Source organism: Dolichospermum circinale AWQC131C (genome assembly GCF_000426905.1).
GTDB lineage: Bacteria > Cyanobacteriota > Cyanobacteriia > Cyanobacteriales > Nostocaceae > Dolichospermum > Dolichospermum circinale.
Window position 1 is genome coordinate 1 of record NZ_APIY01000317.1, and the last position, 12,534, is coordinate 12,534.

A 12,534-nucleotide genomic window follows, 5' to 3' on the forward strand; every position below is an offset into this window, starting at 1 on the left:
AAATCATCCGTGATTATTGTGTATCTTAATGTCTCATTCTTAAGTTAAATGACTATAATATTTTTCTGTAGCTAGAGCTAACCATTTCTTTTACTTTAGGTTGAGCTATGAAAAGTGATCTTAAATGTTGAAAATCTTGATGATATTCTAATGGTAAATTGCCGAGAAAGTTAAAAGTAAATGCAGGTAACATACGAGAAGATATTTGATCATTTGTTGAATTTGATGGTAAACCAAAAATAGGATAGGGAATATCGTAAGATTTACCTCTTAACTGAAATTCACCTGCACTATTATGATGATTTAAACTAAACTGCATAAAACAAATATCATCTTCAAATCTTGATGCTTCTTTATCAGTATAGTTATCTTCATGAAATTTTGGGGCAACTGCTATTAACTTAACTGGTAAAGAATAATTTATTTGTTCTGCAAAAGGTTTTTCTATTAAAAGTATTTTACGATAACGAATTAATTGAGGTACTAAACCTCTATCTTCTTCGTTTTTTAATTCAACTATTACAGGTTGTTGATCTAATTTTGTGCAACATAATAAATCAGTTCGTTGCATTTTAATACTAAACTGACGCTTGACTAAATCTAAATCAGGAAATATGAGAGTAAAATTTTCTTCAATATAATTTTCTAACTCGATTTCCGAAGCAAAACGTATTTCTCCTCCTGCATATATTAGCTTATGGCTGTTTTCATTGGCAAGTTCATTCCACTTTTTACCACTTTTAGATAGATGTCGAGCTTTGAGGTATGGCATAACACTGGATATAACATTAGTTTAGATAATTTTACCACAATAATAATCCTGTACCTCCTCAAATCCTGGATATCCTGATTCAGACAACCACAACTTAACAAAGACACAAAAACACAACAGAAAAACCCTTTGCGTCTTTGCGTCTTTGCGTGAGACTATTTAACTATAAGCCTCCATCGGTAAACAAGAACAAACAAAATTCCTATCCCCAAAAGCAGCATCTATCCTACCCACACTTGGCCAGAACTTATATTCCTTACTCCAACTTGCAGGATAAGCAGCTTGTTCACGAGAATAATCATGTTTCCACTCACCAACAATCAAACTTTCCGCAGTGTGAGGCGCATTTTTCAACACATTATCTTGTAAATCCATCTTACCAGATTCAATCTCAGAAATCTCCTTTCTAATTGCAATTAACGCCTCACAAAAACGATCCAATTCTTCCTTAGATTCGCTTTCTGTTGGTTCTACCATAATTGTACCAGCCACAGGCCAAGATACAGTAGGTGCATGAAAACCATAGTCCATTAACCGCTTCGCAACATCATCAATTTCAATCTGCGCTGATTTCTTCAAACTTCGCAAATCTAAAATACATTCATGTGCCACTAAACCATTTTTTCCCTGATACAAAACTGGATAATATGACTCTAATTTCTTAGCCATGTAATTAGCATTCAAAATGGCGATTTTGGTTGCTTCCGTTAACCCATCAGCACCCATCATGATAATATACATCCAGGAAATTACCAAAATACTCGCACTACCCCAAGGTGCAGCAGAAACAGCACCCAAATTACCACCCATTTTCATTACAGAATGTCCAGGTAAAAACGGTACAAGGTGGGAAGCGACACCAATGGGACCCATACCGGGACCACCACCACCATGGGGAATGCAGAAGGTTTTGTGTAAGTTCAAATGACAGACATCTGCACCAATATCACCAGGACGACAAATACCCACTTGGGCGTTCATATTAGCGCCGTCCATGTAAACTTGTCCACCGTGAGAATGAATTACTGCACAAATTTCTTGAATTGCTTCTTCAAATACGCCATGAGTTGATGGATATGTCACCATTAAAGCTGATAATTCATGACTATGTTTTTCAGCTTTGGCTTTTAAATCTTCAACATCAATATTACCATGATCATCACAAGCAATTCCCACTACTTTCATTCCACACATTACCGCACTTGCGGGATTTGTACCGTGTGCAGATTGGGGAATTAAACAAACGTTTCTGTGTCCTTCACCGCGACTTTGATGATATTCATGAATTACTAAAAGTCCCGCATATTCACCTTGAGAACCTGCATTTGGTTGTAAAGATATTCCCGCAAAACCTGTAATTTCTGATAACCATGTTTCTAGTTGTTGGAAGAGGATTTGATAACCTCTGGTTTGGGAAATTGGCGCGAAAGGGTGAATTTTGCCGAATTGTTCCCAAGTTACGGGAATCATTTCCGAAGTTGCGTTTAATTTCATGGTACAAGAACCCAAGGGAATCATTGAAGTTGTTAATGATAAATCCTTGTTTTCTAGTTGATGTAAATAACGTAATAACTCGGTTTCTGAATGGTAACGATTGAAAACTGGGTGGGTGAGATATTTACTTTCTCGTGATAATTGAGCATGAGAAATTGGTAATCCTTCCACAGTAAAAGGTAATTGATCTTTGAGTGCGAAAATTTGCCAAATATCAATTAAATCTGTTTCTGTGGTAGTTTCATCTAAGGAAATACCCACGGTGGAATTATCAAAAATTCTCAAGTTGATATTTCTCTCATTCGCAGCGTCAAGAATTTCTTCTAATTTGGTATTTCCTAATTCTACCCGCAAGGTATCAAAGAAGTTTTCCGAAGTGATTTTATAACCTAACTTTTTCAGTCCTGCGGCTAAAGTTGCGGTTAATTGATGAATATTTTGGGCAATTTCTCTGAGTCCATCAGGTCCATGATAAACTGCATACATACTCGCCATCACTGCCAATAAAACTTGGGCTGTGCAGATATTACTGGTGGCTTTATCTCTGCGGATATGCTGCTCACGGGTTTGTAAGGCTAAACGGTAGGCAGGTTTACCATGAATATCTTTTGATACTCCCACAATGCGCCCTGGGACTAAGCGTTTATACTCTTCCTTGGTGGCAAAATAAGCAGCGTGTGGTCCCCCAAATCCCAAGGGAATACCGAAGCGTTGGGTACTACCTACGGCAATATCAGCCCCTAATTCACCGGGGGGTGTGAGCAATGTTAAACTTAAAGGATCTGCGGCTATTGTCACCAATGCACCCTGAGCATGGGACTTTTCTATAAAGTTGCGGTAGTCGTAAATTGTACCATCAGTTGCGGGATATTGCAGAACTGCACCAAAGATAGTTTCGGTAAAATCAAAGGTTTGATGATCAGCGATAATGATGTTTATGCCTAAAGGTTTGGCGCGTGTTTGCAATACATCAATGGTTTGAGGATGACATTCATGGGATACAAAGTAGTTATGGGATTTGTTTTTGCACACACCATAACTCATACTCATTGCTTCTGCGGCCGCCGTCGCTTCATCAAGTAAAGAAGCGTTAGCAATTTCTAAACCGGTCAAGTCAATGATCATGGTTTGGAAGTTTAACAACGCTTCCAAACGTCCTTGGGCAATTTCTGGCTGATAAGGGGTGTATGCTGTATACCAACCGGGATTTTCTAAAATGTTGCGTTGAATGACCGCCGGGGTGATACAATCATAATACCCTGTGCCGATAAATGAGCGATAAACCTGATTTTTATCGGCTATTTGCTTTAATTTGGCCAATGCTGCATATTCGCTTTGTGCAGGTGGTAATTTCAACTCTTGCCGAAAGCGAATTGCCTCTGGTACTGTTTTATCAATTAAGTCATCAAGATTGGAAATCCCTAATGTATCAAGCATTTGCTGAATATCATCAGGGTTTGGTCCAATGTGTCTTTGTGTAAAGTTACCCAATTTTTGATTGGTTTTGGGTTGAGTACGGGCAAAATTAGCTACCACAAATTGTTCTCCAAGGATTTATATCTTCATATATTGTAATGATTACTTTTGGATCTTAGGGTTTTTGCTAGATATTGATTTTGTTTCGCGCAAAAATCTAAAAGTTAGGTGTGGGTTGAATTTGTAAGTTGGTATTGTTTCCATTTTTCTTGTTGTCGTTTTCTTTTGTCCGGTGTTAGACTGTGGAAGCAGTGGGGGCAAGAAATTCCCGCTTCATATTCAGATGATGATTTATCTTCGTCGGAAATGGGGTTTCCACAACAAAAGCATAATTCATGACTTCCCGGTTTTAAGCCATGACTGACAGCAACTCTTTCGTCAAAAACAAAACATTCTCCTTCCCATAAACTTTCTTTCTGGGGGACTTCTTCTAAATATTTGAGAATGCCGCCTTTGAGGTGATAAACTTCTTCAAAGCCGTGAGAAAGTAAGTAAGATGATGCTTTTTCACAGCGAATACCTCCAGTACAAAATAAAGCCACTTTTTTATGTTTACTGGCATCAAGATGTTTTTCTACATATTCGGGAAAATCTCGGAATGTCTGAGTTTGGGGATTTTCTGCACGTTTAAAAGTCCCAATAGTGACCTCATAATCGTTGCGAGTATCAATAACGGTGACTTCCGGGTCAGAAATTAAATCATTCCATTCTTGAGGTGTGACATAAGTTCCCACTTTTTCATTGGGGTTCACTGCTGGTATTCCCAAAGTCACAATTTCTTTTTTTAAGCGAACTTTCAGCCGCTCAAAAGGGGGAATTTCGGCATAAGATTCTTTATATTCTAAATCTCTAAACCGCGAGTCATGACGGAGAAAAGCTAAAACTGTATCAATTCCCTGACGAGAACCAGCAATTGTACCATTAATTCCTTCGGGAGCGAGTAATATAGTTCCCTTGATATCCTGTAACTGACAACAATTTAATAAAGGTGCTTGCAGTTGGCTATAATCAGGTAAACTGACAAACTTATACAATGCAGCAACAACTACAAAATTTTCTTGGTTCATGGTATTGACAAAATAATAATAAGAGTTTACGATGGTGTAGTTATATAATTATTGCATTCTTTGTATTAAAAACAGAGCTTGGGGGTTTAGCTCAGTTGGTAGAGCGCCTGCTTTGCAAGCAGGATGTCAGCGGTTCGAGTCCGCTAACCTCCATTTATTTGCGAAATTATGTAAATATGTCTCACGCAAAGGCGCAAAGGCGCGAAGATTCAAGGTTGATAGATTGCGTGGCGTAGCCATATTTTCCGGTTTGATATTTTAATTCAGCAAGCCCTAATTATGTTTAAATATTAGCGAAAGGTTATTTGCTGGCATGGGGTGAGTTTGGTGCAATATCAGATTTTGTGCTTCAGCAGATTTAATCACATCCTCTAAATTACGGACTCCCCAAGCTGGATCTTGTGCTTGTAAAGACTCGTCAAAAGCAGTGTTACTGGGTGCTGTATGTTCTCCATTTTGTTTATAGGGACCATATAAGTAAAGTATACCACCTGGTGGCAAAATTCTCCCAGCCCCTGCCATTAGTCCTAAACAAGCAGACCAAGGAGAAATATGAATCATGTTAATGTTTACTATAGCAGAAATGGGCGGTTCTGGCAATGGCTGTTTTTCTACAGGCCATATTGGTGCATTGGCATCTAAATCTAGGGGTGGCTTAAGATGATCACAGGGGAGATATTCAGCCCATGCTCTAATACTAGCACGCAGTTCTGGGTTGGGGTCAGATGGTAGCCATTGCCGGGGTGCTAAATGTTGGGAAAAAAATACAGCGTGTTCACCTGTGCCGCTGGCTACTTCGAGTATTGTCCCATTTTGAGGTAATATTTGTAAAAGCACTTCTAGAATGGGTTCGCGGTTGCGCTGGGTTGCGGGGGCAAATTTCCGCCAGTCTGGTGTCATAATTGGATGGGAGGGTGTTTGAGAAATGTTGGACGAATATAATATGGTAATATGGCTTCGCTACAGGGAAACGCTACTACACAGGCTAAGTCCACCTGGGTGGACTTAGCCTGTGTAGACGCGATTTCTAATTGCTTTCTTCGCTACACCACAGGAGAACAACTTGCCTAAATCTATTCATTCTACCCAACCACCGCTCAAGTTTATTCCCCAATTTCATAATCCATTGGTTGTAAAAATTATATCTTGGTTTTTGCCCTTGATTTTGCGGGTGAGAACTAGACCCTGGCTACCTGCGGGTATTGTGAATATTCAAGCTAAAAATGCTGAAGTCCTAGCTGAATTATACCATGAATTTCAGGCTGGTCAAGTCCGATTTTTAATTGCTTTTCGTCACCCGGAGGTAGAAGATCCTCTATCTATGTCATATTTGTTATCACGGATTGTCCCTAGAGTGGCGCGAAAAAAAGGTATTAAGCTCAAATATCCACTTCACAGCTATTTTATGTATGAACGGGGGATGACAATCTGGGCAGGAAATTGGTTAGGATGGTTATTTTCTAGACTTGGTGGTATACCTGTTCGTAGGGGTAAACGCATAGATAAGACGGCTATTAGTCAGGCAAGAGAATTATTTGCAACCGCAGAGATGCCCATAGCGATCGCTCCTGAAGGTGGTACAAATGGACACAGTAGTATAGTCAGTCCCTTAGAACCTGGTGTAGCCCAGTTGGGTTTTTGGTGTGTAGAAGACCTAAAAAAAGCTAACCGTGAAGAACAGGTTTTTATTATTCCGATTGGGATTCAATATAGCTATGTAAACCCACCTTGGAAAAGAATAGATTGGCTATTATCTAAATTAGAACTTGATAGCGGTTTACCTGTTAGGAAAACTAGTGAAATTGGCCAGGAAAGGGAAGAAATTTTATATCAGCGGGTGGTGGATTTATCTGAATATCTAATTTCGGAAATGGAGGAATTTTATCGGCGTTTTTATCATCAAGAATTTCCAGAAATTATAACTTGCGAAATTCCCAAAAATGAAATTTTAATTACTAGATTACACCGATTGATGGATACAGCTTTAAAAATTGCAGAACAGTATTTTAATATCCAGCCTCAAGGTAATTTTATTGATAGATGTCGCCGTTTAGAAGATGCTGGTTGGAATTATATTTATCGGGATGATATCGCTGATATTCAAAGTTTATCACCTTTCCAACGTGGTCTAGCTGATTGGGTAGCCCAAGAAGCAGATTTGAAAATGCAACACATGAGACTTGCTGAAAGTTTCGTCGCGGTCACTGCTAATTATATTCTAGAAAAACCAACCCCAGAAAGATTTGCAGAAACAATTTTATTAATGTTTGATATGTTGTCTCGCATTAAAGATTCTACCTTACCAGGCAGGCCGCGTTTAGGTTGGAAACAAGCCATGATTTCTGTCGGTGAAGCGATTAATATTAATGAAAGATGGGAAAATTGTCAAGGGAATAAACAAGCTTTACGAAAGGGTGTAAGTGATTTGACCCAGGATTTACAGACGATTTTGCAGGGGTTAATTAAGGATTAGTTTCTCCCTCCAGACCCATAAGGTAGACCTGTAGCGGGCGAGATGCCCGCACCACAGGGGTTTGATTATTTTGGACTTCATTTACTCACAATCTGATGTAATTATACTTAGTGATAGGATTAAGTTTGATTACCGCAGATATCGCAGATTCCCTCAACTGTCACTTCATACCTTTCTACTGTTAACCCCTCCCGCAGTTGACTGACATCAATACCGGGAAAAACATTCCAGTTAATGTCTTCAATCGCACCACAGCAGGTACAGCGAAAATGATGATGGGGCGCTACATTGGCATCATAACGAGATATTCCCTCTTGTAATAGCACTTCTCGCACTAAACCCACTTCACGCAGTGCTTGAAGCGCCGCGTACACCGTAGCTTGGGAGGAAGTCGGCGCTTCCTGGTTTAAGTCTCTCAAAATTTGATCAACTGTAGGATGATCTTCCCTTGCTAATAGGTTGGCATAAACCCCAAATCTTTGGGGTGTGACTCTCAACCCTCTACTTTTCAGGGTTTTGATAATATCATTAGCTTTTTGCTGCATAGGATTTACTGGATTATATAAAGATATAAACCCCTATTATAACTTTTCCTTTTTCAGAATTAAAGCTTTTTAAAAAATACATTATAAAATAAGTATTTATAACTATTGACAAATTCCTAAATCAGAATTATTCTGATTTGTAAGTTAAAGACACGAGTTAAAATCTTCCATCTAAAAAAGAGGTATTTATGACTGCTATTACTCACGTTCCAAATGTAGTATTCAAGACTCGTGTTCGGGATGAATCTGTACCGGGATCCAATCCTTACCGTTGGCAAGACGTAACCACTAAAGAGATTTTTGGTGGTAAAAAAGTAGTATTATTTGCCCTTCCTGGTGCGTTCACCCCCACCTGTTCTTCCACCCATTTACCTCGTTACGAAGAACTCTTTGCAGAATTTAAAGCGCAAGGTGTTGATCAGATCATTTGTTTGTCAGTTAATGACGCATTTGTTATGTTCCAATGGGGTAAACAACAAGGTGCTAAAAATGTCTTTTTGTTACCCGATGGCAGTGGAGAATTTACCCGGAAAATGGGAATGTTAGTTGATAAATCTAACATCGGTTTCGGAATGCGTTCTTGGCGCTATGCAATGGTTGTTAATAACGGCGAAATTGAAAAAATGTTCGTTGAACCTGGTTTTGAAGACAACTGCGGTAGTGACCCCTTTGAAGTATCTGATGCTGATACTGTTCTTGCTTACCTCAAAGGTGTACAACGTCCTGCTGAAGTTGCACCTCGGTTAGCATTTGTTGGTTAATTAGTAAAGTTAGAAATTTCTAACTGGCGATAGAAGTTGATAGTTTTTAATTTATCTAAAGCGAAGGAAGTTACTCAAATAAACTTCCTTTGCTTTTTTTGTTTTCATAGACAAAACACCCTTAATTCTGTCTAATAAATTAGCTAAAAATCATTTGTTTTGTCAGATACTATTCCAAAATATAAGTAGGGGATAAATTGATAGTTTTATTCCAGGGAATAAAGTATTTGAGGAGGTAAACCAATAGTGAAAATCATAATTTCCGAATTAGGAAAAAGGATTCCAGAACCGATTCTGGATGAACTAACACCTTGGGAAATGAAAAATATCAACGGTGGTTACATGACCAGAAGACAAATGGCAAGATATAACATGGCCAACAGTAACAATACTACTACCAATACTAATGATTTTTCCACCATGATCAAAGAAATAAACAGTAGTATAGCCGAATGGAAAACAACCGTCCAAGATACAACAGATAGTCTGGGAGTTAACTTTACTTTTTAAAAGATGCTGTTGTAAATTGAATATTTTCCTTGCTTTCGTGTATTTTCAGATGTTTTAATCTGAAGATCCACGATTTTCTTATTTAATTACAGCAGATTTCAACTTTATCAGGCACAAAAATAGCCCACTTTGCTAGGGTGAGGGTGTAAAGGTGTAGTTCATAAACCTAAAATAGCCTGTAGCTTAAACTAGGAAGTTAACTTTTAATAAAAGACAAAATTCATCTATTTGTGTCTTTTTTACTAGGTTCAAAGCCTTGATTTTTCTATTTTTCTTAAATAAAAATAGGAGTAACAGTTAAGAAAACACAAACTTAACTGACTCACAAGTCTCATTTACAAAAACAAGGAAGTTATGGCAAGTATTACTCTTTCCCAATTAAATGTAACTGGTTCTGAATTATTCCAAGATTCTGAAAGCTATCTTGATGACCTCAATGATGCAAGTTCTGTAGCGGTACATGGTGGTGGTAGTGATAGTAGTCATAGCGGCTTGGGGGCATATGGCGATTTTGGTGTGAAATACCTTGAATACTTAGTTGGTGGCTATGCGATCGCTAGTATTAAGAGTATAGCTCAATCTTTTAGTCATAGCGACTCTGCTAGCTACAGCCACCACTAATAATTCCTTAGCTTTGTAGTTCGCAAGGCTGATTTAGCAATCCTCAAGGAATTGTGAACACCGATATAGATGTTTATAATTTCTGTCAGGATTGCTAATACCTATCCAGAATGAAAAAGTAAAAGAAACAATCTATTACTAATAATTCTGGATAGTTAATCAGATTGGTTTTGATATTTTGATCTGCGGGCAGATTAATTGACAATTTACAAAAATTAGAATTTAATTTTTCTCAAGGTAGTAAATGGCAACTATTAGAATTTATAATCTACCTATCTCCCAGGAAATAGAGTTTATTAAGGATCTGAATAATAGGGAATTATCATCTTCTTTTGGCTGTGGGGATAATGATATGAATCAAATATTTTATTACGGTGTTAAGGGGCTAGAATTTATGTTAGCAATTTTTGCTATAGATAGCATTTTATTCTTAACAAACAAAGTGAGAAACTTTTTGTGATCTTTGAAATAACACAACTAGTTTATTTCGGATATCATTGACTTCTTTCACATATTATCATCAGCAATTATGCCATTTATTATCAGTTCTAGCAATGTGTTTGATTACTTAATTGAACACCAAATTTGTCATCCACAAGATAATTCAATCACTAAAATAGAGCTAAAACCTGCTAAAAACTTTAACTTATTAATCAGTTTAGCAGATGGTCGTCAACTCTTAGTAAAACAAGAACGTCATGATCGAAATGGTAAAACATTGGGTGAATTTATAGATGAATGGAAAATTCATGATTTTTGTCAACAATTACCAGAGATTAAGCATTTACAATCATCTTTTTCGGAAGTAATTCATTTTGACTTAGAAAACTCTATCATTATTTTTAATTACCTAAATCAATATCAAGATCTAGCAGAATTTTACGCTAAAGATCAGATATTTCCTGTGGAGATTTCCCAGATAATTGGTACAACTTTGGCAATGGTGCATTGCTTAACTATAAATAATAAAAACTATCGAGAATTTCTAGAAAATTCTCTCCAGCAGCAAAATATTACCAAAGGATTAGATAGAATTACCCCGCAAGTATTTGGTCAAGTTACTGCTGATGGTTTGAAGTTTTTTTCTCTCTATCAACGTTATGATAATTTAGGAAAAGCAATTAAAGAATTGAGTCAGGCTTTTACTGCTTGTTGTCTGACTCATAATGATCTCAAGCTTAATAATATTCTTTTATTTTTGAATTGGAAAACAGAAATTGAGCAGAAACTAGTAGGAAATCAAAATATCATTAGGTTGATTGATTGGGAAAGAGGTAATTGGGGAGATCCTGCTAATGATTTAGGGACAATAATTGCTAGTTATTTACAAATTTGGTTGCATAGCATAGTCCCTAATAAAAGCATATCCATTGAAGAATGTTTGCGTTTAGCTGCTATTCCGTTATCAATGATTCAACCTTCTTTATCAACATTAGTTAGTAGTTACTTAAATACCTTTCCAGCAATTTTAGAAACTCGTCCACACTTCTGCCAATTAGTTATGCAATTTAGCGGTTTAGCATTAATTAGAGCTATTCAAGCTAGAGTTCAACATGAAAAAATATTTGATAATTCTAGTATCTGTATGCTCCAAGTTGCTAAGAGTTTATTATGTCGTCCCCAAGCATCTATTCCCACCATTTTGGGAATGGAATTTTCAACAATAACCTCTAAAAATTTATCTCTTGTTTAGAGAAGGAAAGCCTGTATGCAAGTATTAGATTCTATAAAGAGTCAACTTTTCCAATTACCAAAAGAGTTACAAACAGCACTGCAAAATATTGTTGATCATCTGGAAATTGAATCATTTTATGCAATTAAACATCCAGAATACAAGTTATTTGAATTACCAGAATCGGTAATCTCTCGCTTTAAAGATTTACCCTTGGATATTCAACATAAACATTTGAGTATGCAATTGCGTAATTTTCTTTATAGTGCTTATTATAACGGTTCTTGGAGTGATTTTTCTACCGCTGATTCGCAGATAAATAACCTGAGTAATAATAGCTTATTTGGCATAGATTTGGCTTTTTATGAACGACTACATACCAGTAATAAAGGTATAGGCTATTGGAGTCAAGATTGGTTAGTAATTAATGAAGAAGAAGATGGATCTTTGGCAGTCCACAAAAATGGTTTAACCTTGCATATTGAGCGGAATTTATATTTATCAGAAGTTGATAAGTCTGCTACTGTTGGTAACTTAGTAGCGATCAAAATGCCAAAAAATTTAGTTCAAAATGGATTTTATATGGCAGCATCTAATTTAGGGACTGAACATAATCAAGATATTCTGAGAATTTACTTTAATGTATCACCAGAAGGTGCATTATCAGTGATGGAAAATATAACTACAGAACTCAATAATCTGCCAGTTGCTTTCTCATTCAAAGCCCTATATACCCCCGATGAATATAAACGTTATGATTCAGCCGTACTATATTTCAATAAACATGAATATAAGACTATTTACCCTATATTGCAAAAGGTATATTTAGCCAATCAAGAGATTTTTTCTCCACAAGTACCGTTGTTTACTAAACCACTAGCACCAGGATTGAGTTGTGCTGAAGAACCAGAAAATAAATTTGGTGAAAAAGAAAGTTTTGGTACTCATCGTTGTCAAATTATTGCTAATGGTTTAATTGCTGCTTGGCAAGCAGATAAAAATGATTCAGAAAGTCGAATGACAGCTATTTTTGAACAATTTGCATTACAAAAAATTAAATTACAATATCCTTATCTTAATACACATTCACAGGATATCTATACACCATTAGATAGATAGTTTTCCTGAAAATTATCTCATAAT

At 36.8% G+C, this 12,534-nt stretch carries 12 protein-coding genes and 1 tRNA gene; 8 read left to right on the plus strand and 5 right to left on the minus strand.

Going from position 1 to position 12,534, the window contains the following annotated elements:
* Positions 1-52: 52 nt before the first annotated feature.
* From ACIR131C_RS21320 to trhO, 3 genes are all read right to left on the minus strand, one after another.
* Positions 53-772, minus strand: a complete 720-nt coding sequence (locus tag ACIR131C_RS21320; protein WP_035371201.1) for a PDDEXK family nuclease — start codon at positions 770-772, stop codon at positions 53-55.
* Between the two features lie 159 nt (positions 773-931).
* Entirely contained in the window at positions 932-3,802 is a 2,871-nt protein-coding gene (gene gcvP, locus ACIR131C_RS0100010) for an aminomethyl-transferring glycine dehydrogenase (RefSeq protein WP_028088591.1), read from the minus strand.
* 104 nt (positions 3,803-3,906) lie between these two features.
* A complete protein-coding gene (gene trhO / locus ACIR131C_RS0100015) occupies positions 3,907-4,809 on the minus strand; it encodes an oxygen-dependent tRNA uridine(34) hydroxylase TrhO (RefSeq protein WP_028088592.1) in 903 nt (300 codons plus the stop codon).
* Positions 4,810-4,889: 80 nt separating this feature from the next.
* Between trhO and ACIR131C_RS0100020 the strand changes: the two genes are divergently transcribed.
* Positions 4,890-4,962: transfer RNA gene (locus ACIR131C_RS0100020), tRNA-Ala, on the plus strand.
* A gap of 120 nt (positions 4,963-5,082) precedes the next feature.
* Here the strand turns inward: ACIR131C_RS0100020 and ACIR131C_RS0100025 are convergent.
* Entirely contained in the window at positions 5,083-5,712 is a 630-nt protein-coding gene (locus ACIR131C_RS0100025) for a DUF938 domain-containing protein (protein WP_028088593.1), read from the minus strand.
* 160 nt (positions 5,713-5,872) lie between these two features.
* Between ACIR131C_RS0100025 and ACIR131C_RS0100030 the strand changes: the two genes are divergently transcribed.
* Positions 5,873-7,282, plus strand: a complete 1,410-nt coding sequence (locus ACIR131C_RS0100030; RefSeq protein ID WP_028088594.1) for a lysophospholipid acyltransferase family protein — start codon at positions 5,873-5,875, stop codon at positions 7,280-7,282.
* Between the two features lie 119 nt (positions 7,283-7,401).
* Here the strand turns inward: ACIR131C_RS0100030 and ACIR131C_RS0100035 are convergent, their stop codons facing one another.
* Complete coding sequence (locus ACIR131C_RS0100035; RefSeq protein ID WP_028088595.1) at positions 7,402-7,827, minus strand: Fur family transcriptional regulator; 426 nt, start codon at positions 7,825-7,827, stop codon at positions 7,402-7,404.
* Between the two features lie 188 nt (positions 7,828-8,015).
* On the opposite strand from ACIR131C_RS0100035, the gene ACIR131C_RS0100040 reads away from it, so the two are divergent.
* From ACIR131C_RS0100040 to ACIR131C_RS0100065, 6 genes are all read left to right on the plus strand, one after another.
* Positions 8,016-8,588 carry a peroxiredoxin gene (locus tag ACIR131C_RS0100040; protein WP_028088596.1) on the plus strand — a complete coding sequence of 191 codons (573 nt, stop codon included), beginning with the start codon at positions 8,016-8,018 and terminating at the stop codon, positions 8,586-8,588.
* Positions 8,589-8,834: 246 nt separating this feature from the next.
* Positions 8,835-9,098, plus strand: a complete 264-nt coding sequence (locus tag ACIR131C_RS0100045) for a hypothetical protein (protein ID WP_028088597.1) — start codon at positions 8,835-8,837, stop codon at positions 9,096-9,098.
* Positions 9,099-9,452: 354 nt separating this feature from the next.
* On the plus strand, positions 9,453-9,719 hold the full coding sequence (locus ACIR131C_RS0100050) for a hypothetical protein (RefSeq protein WP_028088598.1): 267 nt from the start codon (positions 9,453-9,455) through the stop codon (positions 9,717-9,719).
* Between the two features lie 244 nt (positions 9,720-9,963).
* Positions 9,964-10,179 carry a hypothetical protein gene (locus ACIR131C_RS0100055; protein ID WP_028088599.1) on the plus strand — a complete coding sequence of 72 codons (216 nt, stop codon included), beginning with the start codon at positions 9,964-9,966 and terminating at the stop codon, positions 10,177-10,179.
* Positions 10,180-10,248: 69 nt separating this feature from the next.
* Positions 10,249-11,412, plus strand: a complete 1,164-nt coding sequence (locus tag ACIR131C_RS0100060; protein ID WP_196811698.1) for an aminoglycoside phosphotransferase family protein — start codon at positions 10,249-10,251, stop codon at positions 11,410-11,412.
* 15 nt (positions 11,413-11,427) lie between these two features.
* Positions 11,428-12,510 carry a T3SS effector HopA1 family protein gene (locus ACIR131C_RS0100065; protein WP_028088601.1) on the plus strand — a complete coding sequence of 361 codons (1,083 nt, stop codon included), beginning with the start codon at positions 11,428-11,430 and terminating at the stop codon, positions 12,508-12,510.
* Positions 12,511-12,534: the final 24 nt, after the last annotated feature.